Origin of the sequence: Streptomyces sp. NPDC088116 (genome assembly GCF_044741745.1) — a bacterium.
GTDB lineage: Bacteria > Actinomycetota > Actinomycetes > Streptomycetales > Streptomycetaceae > Streptomyces.
Window position 1 is genome coordinate 875895 of record NZ_JBIUTF010000002.1, and the last position, 22038, is coordinate 897932.

Annotated in this window: 20 protein-coding genes; 9 read left to right on the forward strand and 11 right to left on the reverse strand. The window is 70.8% G+C overall.

The genetic code is table 11. The annotated features are described in order from the left end of the window. Positions 1–6: 6 nt before the first annotated feature. Entirely contained in the window at positions 7–678 is a 672-nt protein-coding gene (locus ACIOJD_RS10180) for a heme oxygenase (biliverdin-producing) (protein ID WP_401910571.1), read from the reverse strand. 193 nt (positions 679–871) lie between these two features. Then, entirely contained in the window at positions 872–1729 is an 858-nt protein-coding gene (map, locus tag ACIOJD_RS10185; RefSeq protein WP_401910573.1) for a type I methionyl aminopeptidase, read from the reverse strand. Positions 1730–1798: 69 nt separating this feature from the next. Between map and ACIOJD_RS10190 the strand changes: the two genes are divergently transcribed. Continuing rightward, on the forward strand, positions 1799–2059 hold the full coding sequence (locus ACIOJD_RS10190; RefSeq protein ID WP_401910575.1) for a hypothetical protein: 261 nt from the start codon (positions 1799–1801) through the stop codon (positions 2057–2059). Positions 2060–2273: 214 nt separating this feature from the next. On the opposite strand, the gene ACIOJD_RS10195 is transcribed toward ACIOJD_RS10190, so the two are convergent. Further along, a complete protein-coding gene (locus tag ACIOJD_RS10195; protein WP_401911699.1) occupies positions 2274–3581 on the reverse strand; it encodes an MFS transporter in 1308 nt (435 codons plus the stop codon). A gap of 250 nt (positions 3582–3831) precedes the next feature. Between ACIOJD_RS10195 and ACIOJD_RS10200 the strand changes: the two genes are divergently transcribed. Next, complete coding sequence (locus ACIOJD_RS10200; RefSeq protein WP_401910577.1) at positions 3832–5268, forward strand: M28 family metallopeptidase; 1437 nt, start codon at positions 3832–3834, stop codon at positions 5266–5268. A 72-nt stretch (positions 5269–5340) separates the two neighbouring features. On the opposite strand, the gene ACIOJD_RS10205 is transcribed toward ACIOJD_RS10200, so the two are convergent. After that, the gene (locus tag ACIOJD_RS10205) at positions 5341–6528 is read right to left on the reverse strand and encodes a DUF418 domain-containing protein (RefSeq protein ID WP_401910580.1); all 1188 of its coding nucleotides are present in this window, start codon (positions 6526–6528) and stop codon (positions 5341–5343) included. A gap of 155 nt (positions 6529–6683) precedes the next feature. After that, positions 6684–7391 carry a hypothetical protein gene (locus ACIOJD_RS10210; protein ID WP_401910582.1) on the reverse strand — a complete coding sequence of 236 codons (708 nt, stop codon included), beginning with the start codon at positions 7389–7391 and terminating at the stop codon, positions 6684–6686. Positions 7392–7485: 94 nt separating this feature from the next. On the opposite strand from ACIOJD_RS10210, the gene npdG reads away from it, so the two are divergent. Beyond that, positions 7486–8226 carry an NADPH-dependent F420 reductase gene (gene npdG, locus ACIOJD_RS10215; protein ID WP_401910585.1) on the forward strand — a complete coding sequence of 247 codons (741 nt, stop codon included), beginning with the start codon at positions 7486–7488 and terminating at the stop codon, positions 8224–8226. 161 nt (positions 8227–8387) lie between these two features. Next, positions 8388–8594 carry a hypothetical protein gene (locus ACIOJD_RS10220; RefSeq protein WP_401910588.1) on the forward strand — a complete coding sequence of 69 codons (207 nt, stop codon included), beginning with the start codon at positions 8388–8390 and terminating at the stop codon, positions 8592–8594. Between the two features lie 29 nt (positions 8595–8623). Here the strand turns inward: ACIOJD_RS10220 and ACIOJD_RS10225 are convergent, their stop codons facing one another. Next, positions 8624–9079, reverse strand: coding sequence for a MarR family winged helix-turn-helix transcriptional regulator (locus ACIOJD_RS10225; RefSeq protein WP_401910591.1), 456 nt, complete (start codon positions 9077–9079; stop codon positions 8624–8626). A gap of 125 nt (positions 9080–9204) precedes the next feature. Between ACIOJD_RS10225 and ACIOJD_RS10230 the strand changes: the two genes are divergently transcribed. From ACIOJD_RS10230 to ACIOJD_RS10240, 3 genes are all read left to right on the forward strand, one after another. Beyond that, positions 9205–10800: an MFS transporter gene (locus tag ACIOJD_RS10230; protein ID WP_401910592.1), complete on the forward strand. Its 1596-nt coding sequence runs from the start codon at positions 9205–9207 to the stop codon at positions 10798–10800. Next, the gene (locus tag ACIOJD_RS10235) at positions 10797–12014 is read left to right on the forward strand and encodes a cytochrome P450 (RefSeq protein WP_401910595.1); all 1218 of its coding nucleotides are present in this window, start codon (positions 10797–10799) and stop codon (positions 12012–12014) included. Before ACIOJD_RS10230 ends, ACIOJD_RS10235 begins: the two co-directional genes overlap by 4 nt. A 109-nt stretch (positions 12015–12123) precedes the next feature. Continuing rightward, a complete protein-coding gene (locus ACIOJD_RS10240; RefSeq protein ID WP_401910596.1) occupies positions 12124–12324 on the forward strand; it encodes a ferredoxin in 201 nt (66 codons plus the stop codon). Between the two features lie 78 nt (positions 12325–12402). On the opposite strand, the gene ACIOJD_RS10245 is transcribed toward ACIOJD_RS10240, so the two are convergent. Continuing rightward, positions 12403–13206, reverse strand: coding sequence for a site-2 protease family protein (locus tag ACIOJD_RS10245; protein WP_401910599.1), 804 nt, complete (start codon positions 13204–13206; stop codon positions 12403–12405). A gap of 159 nt (positions 13207–13365) precedes the next feature. Here ACIOJD_RS10245 and ACIOJD_RS10250 point away from each other — a divergent pair, with 159 nt between their 5' ends. Then, complete coding sequence (locus ACIOJD_RS10250) at positions 13366–16779, forward strand: AfsR/SARP family transcriptional regulator (RefSeq protein WP_401911702.1); 3414 nt, start codon at positions 13366–13368, stop codon at positions 16777–16779. A gap of 24 nt (positions 16780–16803) precedes the next feature. On the opposite strand, the gene ACIOJD_RS10255 is transcribed toward ACIOJD_RS10250, so the two are convergent. The 3 genes from ACIOJD_RS10255 to ACIOJD_RS10265 all read right to left on the reverse strand — a co-directional run bounded on the left by ACIOJD_RS10255 (position 16804) and on the right by ACIOJD_RS10265 (position 20052). Continuing rightward, entirely contained in the window at positions 16804–17727 is a 924-nt protein-coding gene (locus ACIOJD_RS10255) for an ABC transporter permease (RefSeq protein WP_401910601.1), read from the reverse strand. Then, positions 17724–18752 carry an ATP-binding cassette domain-containing protein gene (locus tag ACIOJD_RS10260; RefSeq protein ID WP_401910603.1) on the reverse strand — a complete coding sequence of 343 codons (1029 nt, stop codon included), beginning with the start codon at positions 18750–18752 and terminating at the stop codon, positions 17724–17726. The genes ACIOJD_RS10255 and ACIOJD_RS10260 overlap by 4 nt, the downstream gene beginning before the upstream one ends. 82 nt (positions 18753–18834) lie before the next feature. Further along, on the reverse strand, positions 18835–20052 hold the full coding sequence (locus tag ACIOJD_RS10265; RefSeq protein ID WP_401910605.1) for an erythromycin esterase family protein: 1218 nt from the start codon (positions 20050–20052) through the stop codon (positions 18835–18837). 58 nt (positions 20053–20110) lie between these two features. On the opposite strand from ACIOJD_RS10265, the gene ACIOJD_RS10270 reads away from it, so the two are divergent. After that, a complete protein-coding gene (locus ACIOJD_RS10270) occupies positions 20111–20848 on the forward strand; it encodes a TioE family transcriptional regulator (RefSeq protein ID WP_401910608.1) in 738 nt (245 codons plus the stop codon). A gap of 207 nt (positions 20849–21055) precedes the next feature. Here the strand turns inward: ACIOJD_RS10270 and panB are convergent, their stop codons facing one another. Continuing rightward, entirely contained in the window at positions 21056–21961 is a 906-nt protein-coding gene (gene panB, locus ACIOJD_RS10275; protein ID WP_401910610.1) for a 3-methyl-2-oxobutanoate hydroxymethyltransferase, read from the reverse strand. Between the last annotated feature and the right edge of the window lie 77 nt (positions 21962–22038).

Genomic DNA, 22038 nt, shown 5'->3' on the forward strand with positions numbered 1-22038 from the left:
GAGGCGCTACGCGCTCAGCGGGAACCGCGCCGCCAGCTCCCGGAGCACCGCGACATTGTCGTCGAACGCGCGCTTGCACTCGTCGACGATCCGCTGCTTCTCCAGGTCGTCCGCCGCCACCTGGTCCAGCAGCTCGCGGTAACCCCGCTTGAACGCGGCCGGGTTGGGAATCGCCTCGAAGACGTAGAAGCGGACGCCGTCCCCCTTGCGGGGGAAGCCCCAGGTCTTCTCCGCCATGTCGCGGACGATCTGACCGCCGGAGAGATCCCCGAGATAGCGCGTGTAGTGGTGCGCCACATAGCCGCCGGGCCAGGTACGCGCGCACTCCTCGATCCGCGCCACGTACGTGGTGGTCGCGGGCAGCGGCTCAAGTCCCGTACGCCAGTCGGGCCCGCACAGATGGACCAGATCGCGCTCCAGCTCGGGGGTGCGCGCCAGCTCCGGCTGGATGAAGGGCCCGGCGACCGGGTCGGTCCTGAGTGTCTCCCCGGCGCCTTCCAGCGCGCGGTACACGAACCACAGCTGCTCGGTGTAGCGCGCGTACGCGTCCACCCCGTGCCGGCCGCCCAGCAGATCGCTCATGAACGTCGAGGTCTGCCCCTGGGTGTGCTGTTCGTGCGTGGCGACACGGAGGAGCGTGGAGAACGGTGTGGGGCGGGCGGTGGCGGTTGCGTCCAAGGCGGGCCTCCGGAGACCGAGGGGACGGGAGCAGGCGATTGCCGGCACCGGCAGCACGAACTGCCGCCAGGACCGATACTCTTACTTAGGCTTACCTAAGTCAACGGTTCCCGACGTCGTGTCGGTAAAAACGCTACCCCGTTCCCGCCCCGGTGCAACCTCGAATGATCTCCGGGTGGGTACGAGTGTGTTCTCAGGGCAGCGTGAGGATCTCCGCGCCCGTCTCCGTGACCACCAGCGTGTGCTCGAACTGCGCGGTGCGCTTGCGGTCCTTCGTCACCACGGTCCAGCCGTCGTCCCACATGTCGTGCTCGTACGTTCCGAGCGTGAGCATCGGCTCGATGGTGAACGTCATGCCCTGCTGGATGACGGTGGTGGCGTGCGGGCTGTCGTAGTGCGGGACGATCAGCCCGGAGTGGAAGGACGAGTTGATCCCGTGCCCGGTGAAGTCCCTGACGACGCCGTAGTCGAAACGCTTCGCGTACGACTCGATGACCCGCCCGATCACATTGATCTGGCGGCCGGGACGTACGGCCTTGATGGCACGGTTCAGCGACTCGCGGGTCCGCTCCACCAGGAGCTTCGACTCCTCGTCCACGTTCCCGCAGAAGTAGGTCGCGTTGTTGTCGCCGTGCACGCCGTTGATGTACGCCGTGACGTCCAGGTTCACGATGTCCCCGTCACGCAGGACCGTGGAGTCCGGGATTCCGTGGCAGATCACCTCGTTCACGGACGTGCACAGCGACTTGGGGAAGCCGCGGTAACCGAGCGTCGACGGATAGGCGCCGTGATCACACATGTACTCGTGCGCGACCCGGTCCAGCTCGTCCGTGGTCACACCCGGCGCGATGTGCTTGGCGGCCTCCTCCATCGCGCGGGCGGCGATCCCCCCTGCGATCCGCATCAGCTCGATCGTCTCGGCGGACTGGACTTCCGGCCCGGTGTACGGCGTGGGCGCGGGCTTCCCGACATATTCGGGGCGCCGGATCTTTCCGGGTACGGAACGGACGGGAGAGAGCTCCCCTGGTACGAGCAGCGACTGGCCAGACATGCCAGCGAGTCTAACCAGGGGGACTGGGGCAGCATGGGTGAGAGGCGCTGACGAGAGGGAGGAGCCGTGATGGCCCTGTTCAAGAAGCGCACGGTCGGTAAGCCCGGCGAGTGGTACTACTGCCTGCGCGATCAGAAGGTCGAGGAGGGCCCCGAGTGCCCGGCCAAGGACCGCTTCGGGCCGTACCCGAACCGCCAGGAGGCGGAACACGCGATGCAGACGGCGAGGGAGCGCAACCTGGAGTGGGAGACGGACCCGCGCTGGCACGACGGGTCGAAGGGCGGGGACACGGACGGGAGCGGCGGCGGAGGCAAGGGAGCGTCCGCCTGACGGCACGGGTCCCGCCGTACGGTCCGTAGGGCTCGGGCGGTCCGGTCCGGTCCGGTCGGCCGGCCCGGACCGCCCGGCAAGAGCGGCACCGGGGCGGGACCCGGCCCGAACCGGACCGTACGGCCCCGATCGGACCGTACGGTCCACCGCGCCGGAACGCCCCTCCGGCCGTCGTGCGTCTTACGCACTCTTCTTTACGCCCTCTTACGCCGCCTTACGTCGTCGCCGTTTCCGCCGCCGCCTCGCCCGAAGAATCGTTCTGCTCCCGCTGCTCCCGCTGTTCCTTCTGTGCACGGCGGCGCAGCGCGTCCTCGTCCGTGGCCGCGTCGTAGGTCATCAGCTTCGGCAGTACCGCCGCCAGCAGCCCCACCGAGGCCACACAGGCGACCCCGCCGCCCCAGATCGCCGGCCGCGTCCCCGTCCAGCCCGCCATCGCGCCCGCGCGGACCTGGCCGAGCTGGGGGCCGACGCTGTACGAGAGCACCTCGATGCCCGCGAGACGGCCGCGCAGTTCCTCCGGGACGGTCTGGTTCCAGATGGTCGAGCGGCCCAGGCCGCTGAGCATGTCGCCCGCGCCCGCGATCGCCAGGCACACCAGCACCACCCGGATGTCGGAGAACCACCCGGCCGCCGTGATCGCCAGCCCCCACCCGGCCGCGCCGAACACCACGAAGAGCCCGTGCCGGCGTACCCGCGAGGTCCAGCCGCTGGTCAGACTGAGCACCACCGAGCCGACCGATCCCGCCGCGTACATCAGTCCCAGCGACCACTCCGCGTCCAGATCGTCCGCGAGGAAGGGGAAAATCGTGTTCGGGAAGGCGAAGAACATCGCGGCCAGATCGATCGCGTACGTCCCCAGCAGCACTGGTCGGCTCCACGCGTATCGCGCGCCCTCGGCAATGGCGCGCAGCGACGGTTTCTCCGCGTCGTGCGCGGCGGGCGCCGACGCCAGCCGCAGGCACATCAGCACGGAGGCGGAGAAGCCCAGGACGGTGATGCCGTAGGCGGTGGCGTGGCCCGCGTACGCGACGACCAGACCGGCCAGTGACGGCCCCGCGATCGCCCCGAGCTGCCAGCGCACGGCGTTGAGCGCGGCGGCCGCCGTGAGCTGGTCGTGCGGGACGATCCGGGCCATCAGCGAGTCCAGCGCCGGGCGTTGGAGACCGGCCAGCGCGGACACCCCGGCCGCCACCACGTACAGCGGCCACAACAGTGGCTCGGGCAGGGCGGAGTTGACCAGCAGGACGACGGCGAGCAGCCCAAGTCCCGCCTCCGTAAGGAGGATGACCTTGCGCCGGTCGACGGCGTCGGCGAGGGCCCCGCCGTACAGGCCGAAGACGACGAGCGGCACCAGCTCCACCGCGCCCATGGCGCCGACGGCGAGCGGTGAATCGGTGAGGTCCTTGATCTGGAGCGGCAGGGCGATCATCGCCATGAAGCTGCCGAAGTTCGTTACCAGCCCCTGCGCCCACAGCAGCCGGAAGTCCCGGGAGGAACGGAAGGGGGAGAGGTCCGGAAGGATCGCGCCGAGCCTTCTGGTGCCGAGCTTTCCGGTGCCGGGCCTTCTGGTGCCGAGCTTTCTGGTCACGAGGGGTCATCTTGAGCGCTGAGGGCACACGCGGGCAACCGCGTCTGCCGGTGAACGAAAGCGCCCGGACGGCCAACTGCCCTGCCGTGCCGCGTGAGGGTGGCCGGCCGGCCTTGTACCGCGGTTGGCCTGTCCATGACCATGGGGCGCAGGATCACCGACGCAGCCGTGGAAGGAACTCGCCATGTCGCAGCACTCGACCGGGATACCTCGAAGGACCGCCCTGTCCGCCGCCGTCGCGACCGCCGCGGTGGGGGTTCCGGCGCTGGCGTCACCACCGGCGTCGGCGGCCGCCTCGGCCGCTTCCACCGGGCGGGGGGCCGGAGACCGTCCCGTCACCGCCCAGTCCCCCGACCGCGAGTTGAGGGAACTGCTCAAGGAGATCGACCGTGACCGGATCGAGGCGACCGTACGCCGGCTCGCCGCGTTCGGGACGCGGCACACACTGTCCTCCCAGGGCGACCCCGAGCGCGGGATCGGTGCCGCCCGGGACTGGATCCACGCCGAGCTGAAGCGGTACGCCGAGGCGTCCGGCGGCCGGATGACCGTCGAACTCCAGTCGTATGTGCAGGAGCCCGCCTCACGGATCCCGGTGGCGACCCGTATCACCAACGTCGTCGCGACACTGCGCGGTTCGGTCGACCCCGGCCGTATCCATGTCGTCTCCGGCCACTACGACTCGCGTGCCACCGATGTCATGGACGCGGTGAGCGACGCGCCGGGCGCCGATGACGACGCCTCCGGTGTCGCGGTGGCGATGGAGCTGGCCCGTGTGATGGCGAGGCGCCGGCCCGCCGCGACCATCGTCTTCGCCGCCGTGGCCGGTGAGGAGCAGGGGCTGTACGGGGCCGCGCACATGGCGGAGCGGTTCAAGGCGGCGGGCGCCGATGTCCGGGCCATGTTCACCAATGACATCGTCGGCAGTTCCCGGGCCGACGACGGCACCCGCGACCCGTACACCGTACGGCTCTTCGCCGAGGGCGTGCCCACCTCCGAGACCCCGCAGGAAGCCGCCACCCGCCGCTCGGTCGGTGGCGAGAATGACTCGGCGACCCGCCAGCTCGCGCGCTTCGTCCGGGACGTCGCGAGCAACGGCGCCACGGGAATGGACGTGCGGGTGGTCTACCGCCGCGACCGCTATCTGCGCGGTGGTGACCACATCCCCTTCCTCGAACGCGGCTACAGCGCCGCCCGGTTCACCGAGCCGGCCGAGGACTTCGCACACCAGCACCAGGACGTCCGGGTGGAGGACGGCCGGCAGTACGGTGACCTGCCCGAGTTCTGCGACTTCGGCTACATCGCCCGCGTGGCGCGCGTCAACGGGGCGGTGCTGTGGACCCTGGCCCAGGCCCCGGGGGCTCCGCGCGGGGTGAAGATCGTCACCAGCACACTGACCAACGCCACCGAGTTGGTGTGGGAGCCGGGGACCGAACCCGATCTGGCCGGTTACGAGGTGGTGTGGCGCGAGACGACCGAGCCGGAGTGGACCCATGTGATCAGGGCGGGTGACGCGACGAGTCATACCGTGGACCTGTCCAAGGACAATGTCTTCTTCGGCGTCCGCGCGGTGAACCGGGCCGGTCACCGCAGCCCGGTGGCCTTCCCCACGCCGCAGCGCTGACCGGCCCTGTCCGACACGTCGCCCCGGGGCGGATGGGCCCCGGGGCCTCGGCCCGTCGGATCGCGCGCGGGCTCAGCGCCGCAGGGCCCATTTCTGGACCGACTCCAGCGGGCCCGTACAAAAGCGCCGCAGCCACAGCGTGGAGCCGGCCATCAGCACGGCGCACACCACCGCCCACAGTCCCATCACCCACCACGGGCGCCACGACTCGTCGAGCCGGTGGGCGAGCCCGAGGCCGATGCCGTACGAGACGAAGACGCACAGCACGTTCTGCAGGACGTAACCGGAGAGCGCGGTCCTGCCGACGCCGGTGAGGCCGTTCAGCAGGGGGCCCGGACGCCGTACCCGCTCCACCAGCACACCGATCAGTCCGAGGTAGCCGAGCGCCATCAGCGGACCCGCGACATACCGGTCCAGGAGGAAGAACTCCGGGCCCGCCTGCGAGAGCGCGACGCCGAGCGGGAGCCCGAGGCCCAGGCCCCAGGCGAGGAGGCGGGCGCGTATGCGGCGCCCCGTGGCGTCGGAGCCGAACGCGCCCGCGCGGAAGAGCCGTACGCCCAGCAGGAACAGGAGGACGAGCAGGCAGAACGACAGCAGCGGCTCCATACGGAATTCCAGCGCGTGGTCCAGCCGGAACCTGACCTGTTCGAGGTAGCCGCCGTGCGCGTACAGGTCCACCACCTCGCGCGACACGGACTCGCCGCCCGGTGTCCCGCCCTGCGGGCCGTCCGCCAGGAGCCCCGCCGTCAGCAGCCCGATGAGGGTCAGATGCAGCCCGGCCGCCCACCACATCACCCGGTGCCGCGCCTTCTGTGTACGGGTCAGCAGCCAGGCCACGAGCAGTGCGGTGAGCGCGTACCCCATCAGGACGTCCCAGGCGAAGACGAGGACGAAGTGCAGCGTCCCCTCGGCGAACAGGAACAGCGCCCGCCATCGGTAACGGCCCGGCCAGGGCTCACCGCGCCGCTCGGCCGCGCCGTACTGGATGGCCAGGCCCACGCCGAACAGGATCGTCAGCAGCGACAGGAACTTGCCGTTGGCCAGCAGCCGCATCGTGCTCTCGGCCGCCGCCGGGAAGGAGCCGAAGGACATCGTGCCCTGCCCGCCGCTGACGACGGCCCATTCCGCGCCGGGGCTCGTGAAGATCCAGACGTTGGTCATCAGCGTGCCGAGGATCGCGACCCCTCGCATCACATCGAGCAGCGGGAGACGGGCGGGCCGGCCTGGCGTCGTGGCCGGAGAGGTCAAGGTCTCGGTCATGGGTTCATCGTCCCGGCGCGTCCGGCCGGTCACGTCATGACCGCAGACGAACAGCCGCTACATCGAAAGATGTACGCGGCCCGCGCGGTGCCGTCATCCGTCGCGCGGGCCGGTGCGCGCCCGCCGGGGATCGCGGGACAGCCCTGGGCCAGGGGCTACCAACGGGCCGGGGGAGGCGCCGTCAACTGGTCGGCCAGCCAGGACAGCCGGTCCCGGAACCGGCGGCGTCCGCGCGGCCCGGGAAGGCTGTTCTCCCCGGCGGCGGCGCTCACCAGGTGCTGCACGGTGTCGAGATCCACGCCGTCTCCCGCGCCGTACCCTCCGCCGTGTCCCGTGGGGTGTCCACCGCCGGGCACTGAGGCGCGTTCCGTGCCGCGTTCGGTGCCGCGTTCGCCGCCCGGCTCCGGGCCGGGGGCCCGTACCGTCAGCGCGTCGTGGGCCAGTGCGCGCACCTCGGCGTCCCCGCCGTCCAACGACAGCACCGTCGCCCCGGCCCGCCGCGCGTCGTGCACCCGCTCCAGCAGCCCGGCTTCCGGCCGCTCCGGCGCCACCACCAGCAGCGTCTCGCCCCGGCCCGCCGCCTCCAACCGGCCCAGGCCGACCGCCAGATGCGCCGGGTCCCCGGGCCGCACCCGGTGCCGTACGAGCGTGGGGGTCAGCTCCGGCTGCCCGGACCACGCCGCCTCGTCCACCAGATGCGCGGCGAGATGCCACGGCTCGTACTCCTCGGTCCCGACCAGCAGCAGCCCGCCGCCGTGCGGCACGACGGAGGACCGCAGGCTTCCCGCGAACCGGCGCGTCGCGGCGGGCCATTCCGTCCCGGCGAGGACTTCACGCAGCAGTGCGACACGTACGGCATCCATGGGCCCGCATCCTGCCGCAGCGCGGCGCGTGGCGCGGGCGGTCGCCGACGGCTCACCCGAACGTGATCGTCTACTGCCCAGTAGGGTCGGGGACATGACTTCTACGGACAGTGGCAGCACAGCTTCTGCGGACAGTGGCAGCACAGCGCCCAAGCCCCCCGCCAAGGACCCCTGGGACCTTCCCGATGTCACGGGTCTCGTCGTCGGTGTGCTCGGCGGCACCGGCGACCAGGGGCGTGGACTCGCCTACCGGCTGGCCAGGGCCGGACAGAAAGTGATCATCGGTTCGCGGGCGACCGAGCGCGCCGAAGCGGCGGCGGCCGGGCTCGGCGTGGCAGGCGTCGAGGGCGCGGACAACGCGGAGTGCGCGCGGCGCAGCGATGTGGTCATCGTGGCCGTGCCGTGGGACGGGCACGGCAAGACCCTGGCATCCCTCACCCAGGAACTGGCGGGCAAGCTCGTCATCGACTGCGTCAACCCGCTCGGCTTCGACAAGAAGGGCGCGTACGCCCTGAAGCCCGAGGAGGGCAGCGCCGCCGAACAGGCCGCCGCCCTGCTGCCGGAATCCCGGGTGACCGCCGCCTTCCACCATCTGTCGGCGGTGCTCCTCCAGGACCCGGCGGTCGAGCGGATCGACACCGATGTGATGGTGCTGGGCGAGGTGCGCGCGGACACCGACATCGTGCAGGCGCTGGCGGGCCGTATCCCGGGCATGCGCGGGATCTTCGCGGGCCGGCTGCGCAACGCCCACCAGGTGGAGTCGCTGGTGGCCAACCTGATCTCGGTGAACCGCCGTTACAAGGCGCACGCCGGACTGCGCGTGACGGACGTCTGACCGTCGTCGTCCGACCGATGCCGAGGGGTGTGGTGCGCGCGGGCCGGGTCCCGTACGCACCACACCGGCCGGTGAGCGTCACCGGGGCAGGTCCGCGCCTTCCGGAGCATGGGGGACACTGGAACGCGTACGACCGGAAGCCCCGACAGGAGTAGCACCCCATGCCCCGCCTCGCTCTGTACGCCCTAGCCGTCTGCGCCCTGACCGTCGTCGCGGCCGTGGTCTCCTTCGCCCGGGGCAACCTGCTCGGCATCGTCTGGGTGCTGCTCGCCGGGCTCTCGTCCAACATGGCCTGGTACTACCTGCGCAAGGCGAAGGCTGAGCGTGCGGCCGAGGCCGAGGCCGGAACGACAACGGCGGCGAGCTGACGGGACCAAGGCGGCCGGAGCGCCCAGGGTCAGCGAGGCCAGGGGCGGCCGGTGAGCCGTTCGATGTCCTCGTTGAACTGCTGGAGGTCGGCGACGAAGTTGTCGAGACGTTCGGGCGCCCAGCCGGCGATCACTTCGGACAGTCCGTTGACGATTTTGTCGCGGTCGGCTTTCAGCCGGTCCCGCCCCATCCGCGTGATGCGGAATTTGCGGGCCACCCCGCCGTCGGGGTCGAGTGTCCGCTCGACGAGCCCCTCCTTGAGGAGAGCCGTCGTCTGCCGGTTGAAGGTGGAGGCGGCCAGGCCGAAGGCGTCGACGAAGTCCGCCACCGACATGGGCCCCTGTACCTCGATCCGGCTGAGGAGCACATAGGCGCTGCGGTCCAGGGCCTCGCTGCCGAGCCGGCGCGGTGAGGCCATTTCGCGGTGCCTCGTGAGAATCAGCATCTCCCGCTCGATCTGCTCCCCTGCCTGCTGGGCATCCATGTCGACAACCTCCGGATCACGCGTCTGCACAAGCGCACACTACGCCAGCCCGATGTGCATCATGCTCACCAAAAGCATCCTGCACTCTTTGTGCATGATGCAATTCGCCTGTAGCGTGCGACGCCATGAATGCTTCCGCGCCCACGGCGCGCTCCACGTCGCGCTCCGGGGCGATAGTCGTCTCGTTGTCCGCGGCCGGCGTCGTGGCCTCCTTGATGGGGACCCTCGTCATCCCGCTCGTCGCGCAACTCCCGGAGTTGCTCGACACCACGGCCGCGAACGCGTCGTGGGTGGTCACCGCGCCGCTGCTGACGGGGGCGGTCGCGACCCCGGTGTTCGGACGTCTCGGTGACCTGTACGGCAAACGGCGACTGCTGCTGACCTGTGTCGCCCTGCTGGTCGCCGGATCGCTGGTGTCCGCGCTGTCGGACTCGCTGATCCCCATGGTGATCGGGCGTGCCGTACAGGGCATCGGCATGGGCATCGTCCCGCTCGGGATCAGCACCATGCGCGATGTCGTACCGCCTGAGCGCATGGGTACGTCCGTGGCCCTGATGAGTTCGTCGCTGGGGATCGGCGGCGCCTTCGGGCTCCCCCTGTCGGCCGCCGTCGCCCAGAACACCGACTGGCACGCGCTGTTCTGGGGCTCGGCCGTCATCAGCGCGCTGATCGGCCTCGCCGTCGCGCGCTTCGTCCCGAGCGTGCCCCCGGCCGCACGGGGCCGCTTCGACATCCCCGGCGCCCTCGGCCTCGCCGCCGGTCTCGTCTGCCTGCTGCTGCCCGTGTCCAAGGGCGCCGAATGGGGCTGGACCAGCGCGACCACCCTCGGTCTGTTCGTGGCCGCGGTGGTCATCCTCCTCGCCTGGGGCTCCTTCGAACTGCGCACCACGGACCCGCTGGTCGACCTGCGGGCCACCGTGCGCCGCCGGGTGCTGCTGACCAACCTGGCCTCCGTGGTGATCGGCTTCGCGATGTTCGCCCAGGGCCTCATCGCCCCCCAACTGCTCCAACTGCCCGAGGAACTCGGCTACGGCCTGGGCCAGTCCATGCTCGCCGCCGGACTCTGGATGGTCCCCACCGGACTGGCCATGATGGCCTTCTCCCCACTCGGCGCGAAGCTCTCCGCCCGATCCGGCCCGCGCGTCTCGCTGCTGACCGGATCCCTGATCATCGCCGCCGGTTACGCGCTCGCCCTTCCGCTGATGGGCTCCGCTCCCGGCATCATGATCTTCAGCTGCGTCGTCAGCATCGGGGTCGCCTTCGCCTACGGGGCGATGCCCGCCATCATCATGGCCTCCGTCCCCGGCGCCAAGACCGCGGCGGCCAACGGCTTCAACGCCCTGATGCGCTCCATCGGGCTCTCCGTCGCCAGTGCCGTCGTCGGCGTCATCCTCGCCCAGATGAGCCGGAACGTCGGCGGCCACTCGGTCCCCACCGAGAACGGGTTCCGCGTCGCCGCGATCGTCGGCGGAGCCGCCGCCCTGGCGGCAGCCCTCCTGACCCTGGCCATCCCCCGTACCGCGGCGCCTCATTCCGATCCGGAGGAGACCGTGGGGAGGACCGCCACGGAGCCGGACCTCGCACCGGCCGCGCACCCTTCACCGGCCGCGCACCCCGCATCCGCCCCGCACTCCTCACCCGTCGCGCACCCCGCACACGCCCCACGGCGGCACCTGTCGCCGGACGAGAAGCCGCACCTTTCCGAAGGAGAATTCACATGAGCCAGAGCGAAGAGGCCGTGCGTTACCCGCTGCCGTACGAGGGCGTACTCGAAGCCCCCGCCGAGTGGGAGCGGTTACGTCAGCGGTGCCCGGTGGCCGCGGTCGAACTGCCCAGTGGCGACCGGGCGACACTGCTCACCCGCTACGAGCACGTCAAGGGCCTGCTGTCCGACCCGCGCTTCGCCCGCCCGACCGCTCAGGACGACTCGGCCCGGCTCGCCCCCGAGGGAGCGGGCGGAGTCGCCGCCACCGGCAGCCCGGAACTCGCCCTGGCCGCCAAGGGAGAGCCGCACCAGCGGTGGCGGCGCCAGGTGGGCAAGTGGTTCACCGCCAAGCGCATGACGGCCCTGCGACCCCGGATGACCGCGACCGCCGAGCGCCTCATCGACGAGATGACCGAAGACGGCGGGCCCGCAGATCTCAAGGCCCGCCTGGGCTTTCTCCTGCCCGTGTACGTCATCTGCGACATGCTCGGCGTGCCCGCCGACGACCGGGACCGCCTCTCCCACTGGTCCGACGCGTTCCTCAGCGTCACCCGGTTCGGCAAGGAGGAGATCGACAAGGCCCAGGCCGAGTTCGTCCAGTACATGTCCGGACACATCTCCGCCAAGCGTGAAGAGCCGGCCGACGACCTGCTCAGCATGCTCATCAAGGAATCCGAGGTCGAAGGCCAAGGGCTCTCCGACAAGGAACTCCTGGTGACCGCGATGGGGCTGCTGGTCGCAGGGCACGAGACCACCGCGAACATGATCGGCAAGATGATCGCCATGCTCCTGGCCGATCGCAGCCGGTGGGAACAGCTGCTCGCCGACCCCTCCCTGGTGCGCACCGCCGTCGAGGAGGCCCTCCGCTTCGACACCAACCTCGGATTCGGCCTCAGGCGCTACATCAGCGAGGACACGGAGATCGGCGGAGAGACGCTGCCACGCGGCACCACCGTGATCTGTAGCATGCCGGCCGCCAACCGGGACGAGGATGTCTTCGCCGACGCCGAGAACATGGACCTCGGCCGCAGCCCCAACCCCCACCTCGTCTTCGGCGCCGGGCCCCACTCCTGCCTGGGGCAGGCACTCGCCCGCACCGAACTCCAGGTCGTACTGGAGGCCCTGCTGCGTAAACTGCCCACCCTCGAACTGGCCGTGCCCACCGAGGAGCTGGAAAGGGTGGAGGGGTTGCTGGTCGGCGGCCTGCGCGAAGTCCCCGTCCGCTGGTGACCGCGCCCGCCCCGCCCGCCGGTCCATCACCACCGTCACGAAGAATCGCCACGAAGAATCGCCACGTAAGACTGTTACGAAAGACCGTTACGAAGAAAGGGAGCCTCGCATGAACGTCACCGTTGACGAAGACAAATGCTGCGGCGCCGGCCAGTGCGTACTGATCGCTCCGGAGGTGTTCGACCAACGCGACGAGGACGGCATCGTCATCCTGCTCGACGCGCGCCCGCCGCAGGAGCGGCACGCGGCGGTCGCCGAGGCCGCCGCCGTCTGCCCCGCTGCCGCCATCGACCTCACCGACAGGGCCTGAGCAGCACCGCCCGCACCTGAAGGCCGGCCCGGCCCCACCGGCCGGGCCGGCCCGCGAGCGCCGTGGATCCCGGCGACGCTACGAATTGATCCCGCAGAAGTATTCGTTCCGGTCGGTCCAGAAGCGGAACAGGTTCTGCCCGCAGTACGCGTCCACATCCGTCACGCCCAGCACCCGCAGGATCGCGTGGATCGCGTCGAAGAACGCCGTGTTCACCTCGGGGATGAAGATGATGACGAAGACCGCGAGCAGCCCGAACGGCGCGAACGGTTCCACCTGCCTGCGGAACTTGTGCGACAGCCAGGGCTCGATTATCCCGTAGCCGTCCAGGCCCGGCACCGGCAGGAAGTTCAGGATCGCCGCCGTGACCTGGAGCAGGGCGAGGAAGCCCAGTGCGTAACGGAAGGCCGGGGGCACTCCGTCCAGGGCGCCCAGCCAGAAGGGCGCGGTGCAGACTATCGCGAACAGTACGTTCGTCAGCGGGCCCGCCGCCGAGATCAGGCTGTGCTTCCAGCGGCCCCGGATGCGGTTCCGCTCGATGAAGACCGCCCCGCCCGGCAGGCCGATGCCGCCCATGATCACAAAGATCACGGGGAGGATGATGCTCAGCAGGGCGTGGGTGTATTTGAGCGGGTTGAGTGTGAGATAGCCCTTCGCGCCGATCGAGATGTCGCCGCTGTGCAGCGCGGTGCGGGCGTGCGCGTACTCGTGCAGGCAGAGCGAGACGATCCAGGCGGCCGTGACGAACAGGAAGACCGCGACTCCGATCTCCGCCGCGAAGTCCGTCCACACGGCCCACCCGGTGACGGCTGTGACGGCGGCGATCCCCAGGAAGACGGGGGAGACCCGTCGATCGCTGTTACGGGTGGAGGCGGTGGTCATCGGTGGGGCTCCCCGGGAGGGTGATACGGGCGGTCGGACCAGCCCGACCGTACAGCCGGCGGGGTGAAAACGTCTCGCCACCGGATCTGAGTTCCAGGAAGCTGGACCCACCTGAGATGTGGGGGAAGCGACCTGATGACCGTCACCGACAATGGACGCATGCGCTACCGCGTCCTCGGCACCACCCGGGCATTCCACGACGACGGAACCCCCGTCGCCCTCGGTGGAGCACGGCTGCGCGCGCTGCTGACCGTGCTCGCGCTGCGGCCCGGACGTACGGTTCCGGTCGGCGTGCTCGTCGCCGAGGTCTGGGACGGCGACCCGCCCTCGGACGCGGTCGCTGCGCTTCAGGCCCTGGTCGGACGGTTGCGACGGGCGCTCGGCGCCAAGGCCGTGGCCTCGACGGACGGCGGGTACCGGCTGTGCGCCGACGAGGACGACGTGGATCTCCATCGCTTCGGCGCTCTCGCGGGCGAGGGCGCGCGGGCCCTGGAGGAGGGCGACGCTGCCAAGGCGGCCGACCTGCTCGACGACGCGCTCGCACTCTGGCGGGGGTCCGTGCTGGCCGACCTCCCCGACCGTACGGCCGAGGCGGCGCGCTGGGAGACCCGGCGCCTGGAGGCCTGCCGGGCCCGGCTGACCGCCATGCTCGCCCTCGGCCGGGCGAAGGAGGCGCTGCCCGAACTGGCCGCGCTCTGCGGCGAGTTCCCCCTGGACGAGCCGCTCCAGGCACTGCGCATACGGGCCCTTCGCGACGCGTCACGCCCGGCGGAGGCGCTGGCGGCGTACGACCAGGTCCGCCGCGCCCTGGCGGACCGGCTGGGTACGGACCCGGGCCCTGAACTGCGTTCGCTGCACCGCGAGTTGCTCGGCGTCGGCGTGAGTGCCGGTGCGCGTACGAGTACGGCCGCCGACGCGGGTACCTCGATCGGCGCGGGCCACGCCTGGGGCTCCGATACCGGTGCCGGCCCGGACCGTCCCGCCCCTCCCCTCGGCAACCTCCGCGCCCGCCTCACCAGTTTCGTGGGGCGTGAAGTCGATATCGAGGCCATACGCGGCGACCTCGGACGGGCCCGGCTCGTCACCCTGCTGGGGCCCGGAGGCGCGGGCAAGACGCGGCTCTCGCAGGAGGCCGCCGAGCGGGTGTCCGGGAGCTGGCCGGACGGGGTGTGGCTCGCCGAACTGGCGCCCGTGGACGACCCGGAGAATGTGGCCGAGGCCGTCCTGAACGCGGTCGGCGCCCGCGCGACCGTACTGCGCGGGGCGGGCGCGGGGGAGCTGCGGGCCGCCGACCGGCACGGCGACGAGCCGCTCGTACGACTGGCCGATCACTGCGCGCGCCGTCATATGCTCCTGCTGCTCGACAACTGCGAGCATGTGGTCGAGGCCGCCGCCGCCCTCGCCGAAGAACTGCTGGCGCGCTGCCCGGGGATGACCGTCCTGGCGACCAGCCGGGAGCCGCTCGGGGTGCCGGGCGAAGTCGTACGTCCGGTGGAGCCACTGCCACCCGACCCGGCGCACCGGCTGTTCGCGGAGCGGGCCCGTGCCGTGAGCCCCGGATTCGATCCCGCCGCCGACCCGTCCTCCGTGGCGGAGATCTGCCGGCGGCTGGACGGACTGCCGCTCGCGATCGAACTGGCGGCGGCCCGGCTGCGGATGCTCACCCCGCGCCAGATCGCGGACCGTCTGGATGACCGCTTCCGCTTGCTGACCAGCGGGAGCAGGACCGTACTGCCGCGCCAGCAGACCCTGCGCGCCGTGGTCGACTGGTCCTGGGACCTGCTGGACGCGCCGGAACGCGCCGTGCTGCGGCGGCTGTCCGTCTTCGCGGGCGGCTGCGGGCTGACGGCCGCCGAGAGCGTGTGCGCCGACAGCGCCGTCGCATCCCGCGAAGTCGCCGCGCTCCTCGGCTCGCTCATCGACAAGTCCCTTGTCGTCGCCGCCCCTTCGCCGGACGGCGACATGCGCTACAGGCTGCTGGAGACCGTCACGGAGTACGCCGCCGAGCGCCTCGACCAGGCCGGTGAACGGGCCGCTGTCGAGCGTCGGCACCTCGTGCACCACCGGGAACTGGCCCGTACCACCGACCCGTTGCTGCGCGGCTTCGGCCAGCGTGCCGCGATAGCCCGGTTCCAGCTGGAGTACGAGAATCTGCGGACCGCGCTGCGCCGGGCCGCCGCCGCCCGTGACGAGCAGGAAACGCTCTGTCTCGTCCTCTCCCTCTTCTGGTTCTGGCAGATGCTCGATCTGCGTGCCGACATGCGGCAGTGGTCGACGGCGGCCACGGACCTCGGACCCGATCCGTTCGCCCCGCCCGCGCGGCCCGCGCCGCCGATCCCGCAGCGGTGCACGCACGCGCCCCTGCCCATGGCGCCGGACGTGCTCCAGGAGGCCCGGCGCCAGGTGCGGCTGATCGAGATGGTCAGCATGAACCACGAGATGGAGGACTGGACCACGCCCGAGAAACACCGGTGGATGCGAGCGGTGACCACCGTTTACCGGCCGGGCCTGCCGCAGACCTGCCGGTTCCCCGGCGCCCTCTGGTACTACGCGGTCATACTCACCGGGGACACCGAACGGCTCAGGCAGGTCATGGACGAGGCCGTGGAGGCCTGTGAGGCGTTCGGTTACGAGTGGGAGCTGGCCGCCGCACTTCATGTACGGGCCAACGCCCTCTCGAACCGCAGCGAGTGGACGGGAGACGCGCGCCGCGACGCCGACCGCAGCCTGGCGATCTACGAGCGGCTCGGCGACATCTGGGGCATGGCGGAGGCGCTCTCGGCCCGGGGTGAGGCCAGGGAGAAGGCAGGCGAGTTCGTCCTGGCCGGCGAGGACTTCATGGCGGCCATAGGCCACGCCGAGGGACTCGGCGCGCAGGCCCAGGTCGGCCTGTTGCGGGCCCGGCTGGCGGTGACGATGTTCGAGACGGGCCAGGGAGAGCAGGGGGAGCGCATCCTGCGTGAGGTGCTGTCCAAGGGCTGGGACTCGGCGGCCGAGGTGGTGCTCGCGTCCCGGCTCTTCCTCGCGGTATGGCTGGGCCGTACGGGACGCAGGGACGAGGCCCGGGGACAACTGGACCTGCTGCTCGCGAGGTTCGACAACAAGACGCTGGTCATCTTCAAGGCCTTGGTGCGGGGCATCGTCGCCTGGCTGGACTGCGCGGACGGCCGGTACACCGACGCGCTGAAGACGATCCGGCCGGCCCTGGAGTCCGCGCTGTCGCCCCTGTCGCGGATGGTCGCCCCCGAGATGGCCCCCATTCACCTGGTGACGGCCGCGTGGGCGCTGGCGGGGCAGGCGGAGCAGGCTCCGGATTCCGGCTGGGCGCCCGGTCCCGTTCGGGCGGCCGATTCCGGCCGGGCAGCCGATCGCGGCCGGGTATGGGATGCCGCCCGGCTGATCGGCGCGTACGAGGAGCTGCTGCCCGGCGGGCACTTCCGGGCCCATATCGAGCGGGAGGTCCTCGCGAAGGCGCGAGAGGCCGCCGTGGCCGTCCTCGGTGACGCGGCGTTCGAGGCGGCGTGTGCCGAGGGCGGTGACCTCACCATGGAGGAGGCCGCCGCCCTCGTCTGACCCTCTGGTCCCCCGCCCAGTGACTCAGGACTTCTTACGGAACTTGGCGACCGCCAGCGGTGCCGACACCAGCGTGATGCCCGCCGACCACGCCAGCGTGATCCACACCGAGTGGGCGACCGGGCCGCCGTTGATCAGCGACCGTGCCGCGTCCGCCAGGTTGGAGAGCGGGTTGTAGTCGGTGAAGGCCTGGAGCCAGCCGGGCATCGTGGACGTCGGGGCGAAGATGGACGAACCGAACTGCAAGGGCATCAGTACGAGCATGGCCACCCCCTGGACGGCCTGCGCCGTCCTCATGGCGAGTCCCAGAAGGATGAAGATCCACATCAGCGAAGCGCCGAACACCAGCGAGAGGCCGACCGCTCCGAGCAGCTCCAGCACCGAGGTCTTGATCTCCATGCCGAGCAGAAAGCCCATGCCGAGCAGAATGGTGGTGGCGACCAGCATCCGGCCTATCTCCACCACGATCTTGGCGATCAGCACGGAGGACCGGGCTATCGGCATCGTACGGAACCGGTCCATGACCCCCTTGCGGAAGTCGTCGTTCACGCCGGTGCCGACCGCCATGGAGATGTTCATGCCCATCATCGCCATCAGTCCGGGCACCACATAGTTCACATAGTCGTCGCGGCTGCCGCCCAGGCTCGCGCCCACGGAGCCGCCGAAGACGTACACGAACAGCAGCGTGAAGATGATCGGCATCAGCAGGACGTCGAACATCGACTCCGGATCCGCCTTGATCTGGAGGGCGTTACGGCGCACCAGCGCCCCGATGTGGCGGACATTGGCGCGCAGACCGATCCGGCCCTCGTCGGCGGGGGCGCGGGACGGTGCGGGCGCCGGTGCCGACGGGGGCGAGGCGGGCTGAGGGGCCGGGCTCGTCGTGTCGGTCGTACTCGTAGTACCGGTCGTACTCGTGGTGCCGGTCGTACTCGTGGTGCCGCTCATGCCGCGATCTCCTCGGGGGCGCTGTCGGACGGCGAGGTCGTCTTCTGGCCGGTGATGGCCAGGAACACCTCGTCCAGGCTGGGCAGATGGGTGCCGATGTGGGCGATACCGAAGCCGCGTTCGCCCAACAGGCCGACGACCGCTGTCAGTTGCGCGTCGGTGAGGATCGGGACGTACAGCAGCCCCTCGTCCTGGACGGCCTGGGCGCCGGACAGGCCGTCGAGTCCGGTGTCCGCGATCGCCCGTGCCATCGCGGGGAGCTGGGCCGGATCCGTCGGCCGGATCTGGAGGGTGCGGCCGCCGACCTTCGCCTTCAGCTCGTCGACCCCGCCGTTGGCGATGACCCGGCCCCGGTCGATGACCGTCAGCTCGCTCGCCAGCTTCTCGGCCTCTTCCATGTACTGGGTGGTGAGCAGGACGGTCGAGCCCTCCCCGACCATCCGCTGCACCTCGGTCCAGACCTCGTTACGCGTACGGGGGTCGAGCCCCGTCGTCGGCTCGTCCAGATACAGCACGGACGGCCGGCCGATCATCGAAGCGGCCAGGTCGAGCCGCCGCCGCATACCGCCCGAGTACTGCACCGCGGGCTTCTTCGCCGCGTCGGTGAGCGAGAAGCGCTCCAGCAGGTCGTCGGCGCGGCGGCGGGCGTCCTTGCGGGACAGATCGAGGAGCCGGCCGATCATGTAGAGGTTCTCCCAGCCGGAGAGCTTCTCGTCGACCGAGGCGTACTGGCCGGTGAGCCCGATGGTGCGGCGCAGCTGGCGGGGCTGGCGCAGCACGTCGTACCCGGCGACCATCGCGGTCCCGGCATCCGGCTGGACGAGCGTGGAGAGAATACGGACGAGCGTCGTCTTGCCGGCGCCATTGGGCCCGAGGACACCGAGGACGGTGCCTTCGCGCACATCGAGGTCGACTCCGTCGAGTGCCCGGGTGCCCTGAGGTCCGCCGTACTGCTTGACCAGCCCCCGCACCTCGACGGCGTTGCCCGTGCGGCTGCCGTTGGGGTTCTTGTCGTTTCGCATCATGCCCCTATGGGAACAGCCGCCACCGACAATCGACCGACAAGCCGCCTACAGGCGGCTTTCCGGCCGCTGTCGGACGGGGGTGCTAGCTCTGCGGGACGTCCTTGAGGAACACGATGCCGTCACTGTCCGCCAGGTGCGCCGGGTCCAGCGGGGCGTAGCCGAACCAGGGGGATACGCGGGGCGCGGGCAGGGTGTCGCCGAGGGCGGTGGACAGCCGGGGAGCGTCGATGACGTAACGGTTCTCCGGGAGCGCGTACAGGAGTCCTTCGACGGTGTCCGGCGGCGGGGTGTCCACTCCCTGGTGCCGGATCGTGCCGAGGGCCGTGGCCACGAAGGCGTACTCCTCGCCGAGCTGTGCGCTCACCAGCGCACCGGCGCTCCACCACTCCACCGGCCCCTGCCACATCCGCATCGAGCTCTTCTCCCGCTGGAGATGGGAGTTGTGGGCGTGGACGAGTGCCGGGCCCCGAGCGGCGACCGCGAGGAGGTTGTCGGCCATCATCAGATCCCGCAGTCCGCACAGCCGCGTCATGCGGGCCGGTGAGGTGTCGGCCATCCAGTAGTGGTAGCGCAGCAGGCCGGTCGCGGTGCGCCCGTACAGGCGCGCCCGGTCCCAGGCGTCCCGCGAGGTCGACGCGATCAGCTCCGGTGTCCGCGCGTCGAGCAGCGCCACCAGATCGTCGGCCAGCAGGCGCAGTTCCCTGGCCTCGGCAGACTGCCCCACCGACAGGGCCGGGTCCATCATCACGGCGGGATCGGTCCACCGGTCGTCGGTGCCGAGCAGGCGGTCGAGCGTTGCCGCGGGGCAGGGCAGCAGGTCCGTGTCCACCCATGCCGCGAGGTAGCCGTGCAGTGCGGTGAGCGCCTGCCGGGGGCTCGCGGCGCCGGTGATCTCCAGCGGGCCGTCGAAACCGGCGAAGCGGAGCCGCTCGGAGGCGGGCAGGCCGTCGTTGTCGGCGCGGACGTTGTGGTCGCGCATCCAGCGCACGAGTTCGCGGTTGGCCGCGGAGGCGCCGAACCCGTGGCTGAACCCGCGCTCCATGACCTCGTCGAGGATGCCCGTGCCCGAGGTGACGTAGTCGTCCACGACCAGGCCCATCAGGCAGTCGCTCTCGATCGTGATGGTCCGATAGCCCTCCTGCTCGACGAGTTGCCGGAAGAGCTCGTTGCGGACGTCGAGCAGAGTGTCCTCGCCGTGGGTGGGCTCGCCCAGGGCGAGCAGCCGCGGCCGGTCCGGGAGCAGCCTCATGACGGCGGCGGCCTCGACGGCATGGGCGGTTTCCTTGATGTCAGTAGCCATGCCTTAAACGGTATCGTTGAACCAACGGTTGAAACTTTCGCGCGATATCGGCAGGCTGATGGGGAAAAACCTTCAAAACGGTGAACAGCTCAGGCCGGTTGACCTGGCGCGCGGGCACGGTCTGTCCACGCAGGCGGTCAGGAACTACGAGGAGGCCGGCATCCTTCCGGCCGCCGGTCGCACACCCCACGGCTACCGCACCTATACCGCGCTGCACGCGGCGGCCCTGCGCGCGTTCCTCGCCCTGCTGCCGGGCCACGGCCACCGGACGGCGGCATCGATCATGCGAGCGGTGAACGAGGACGTGGCACAGGAGGCGTTCCGCCTCATCGACGAGAGCCACGCCCAACTCCTCGAGGACCGCCGGACCCTCCAGGCCGTGGAGAGCGCCTTCCGTGACCTGGCGCCCACGACGGCGTCCGAGCCCGACGCGGTGTCCGGGCCAGGGTCCGGCGGTACGTTCATCGGCCCGCTGGCGGAGCAGCTCGGGATCCGGCCGGCGACGCTGCGCAAATGGGAACGCGCCGGCCTGGTACGCCCGCGCCGCGACCCGAGGACCGGATACCGCGTCTACGACGAGGCCGCCGTACGGGACGCCCGGCTGGCCCACCAACTCAGGCGCGGTGGCTACCTGCTGGAGCAGATCGCCCCGCTGATCGCCCAAGTGCGCTCGGCCGGCGGCCTGGAGCCGCTGGAGGCCGCCCTGCACGACTGGCACGGCCGGCTCTCCGCCCGTGGGCGGGCGATGCTGACCGGGGCAGCCGAGCTGGAGGCGTACTTGCGCGAGCGCGGATGAGACGCCGACCGCCGACGGAAGAGAACCCCACGACCGAAGAGAACTCGACGACCGAAGAGAACCCCACGGCCGAAGAGAGCCCCAACGGCCGCCGGGCCGCTCCCGGACAGCCGACAGCCCGCCGACGGGGGAAGATCGGCGGGCTGTCGTCCGTGCGGGCAGTGGTTTTCAGGGTGTTGAGCCGGGTTCCGCGATGGGACACACGCGCTAGTGGAAGGTGTGCTCCTCCTGCGGGAACGTTCCTGCGACGACCTCGTCGGCGAATGCCTTCGCCGCGTCACCGAGTGTCTGCCGGAGGTTCGCGTACTGCTTGGTGAAGCGCGGCATCTTGCCGCCCGTCAGGCCGGCCATGTCCGTGTACACGAGCACCTGCGCGTCCGTCTCGGGCCCGGCGCCGATACCGATGGTCGGGATGTGCAGGACGCGTGTGACCTCGGCGGCGATCTCGGCCGGTACCAGTTCGAGCACGACCGCGAAGGCGCCCGCGTCCTGCACCGCCTTGGCGTCGCGCAGCAGTTGCTGGGCGGCCTCCTCGCCGCGGCCCTGCACGCGGTAACCCATCGAGTTGACGGACTGAGGGGTGAGGCCGATGTGCGCCATCACCGGGATGCCGGACTGTACGAGCAACTCGATCTGGCTGTGCGAGCGCTCGCCGCCCTCCAGCTTGACCGCTCCGACGCCCGCGTCCTTCACCAGGCGGGTGGCGCTGCGCAGGGCCTGGACCGGTCCTTCCTGGTACGAGCCGAAGGGGAGGTCGCCGACGATCAAGGCGCGCTTCGTGCCCCGTACGACGGCGGCGGAGAGCATCGTCATCTCGTCCAGCGTGACCGGCACGGTGGTCTCGTAGCCCAGATGGCAGTTGCCCATGGAGTCGCCGACGAGCATGACCGGGATACCGGCCTCGTCGAACACGGAGGCGGTCATCGCGTCGTACGCGGTGAGCATGGGCCACTTCTCGCCGCGCTCCTTGGCGGCGGCGATGTCATGAACGGTGATACGGCGGGAACTCCGGCCGCCGTACAGTGCTTTGGCGCTGTCGCGCCCGGCACCGGCGCCGGGGAGTCCCGTGCCCGCGGGCGGCTTCGGCTCGGCCTGAGCAGCCTGAAGAGTCATGGCCAATGGCCCTTTCGTCATCTCGAGGCGCCCTGACGGCGTCCCCGGACCACACCCATGGTGGCATCCCGAGGCCA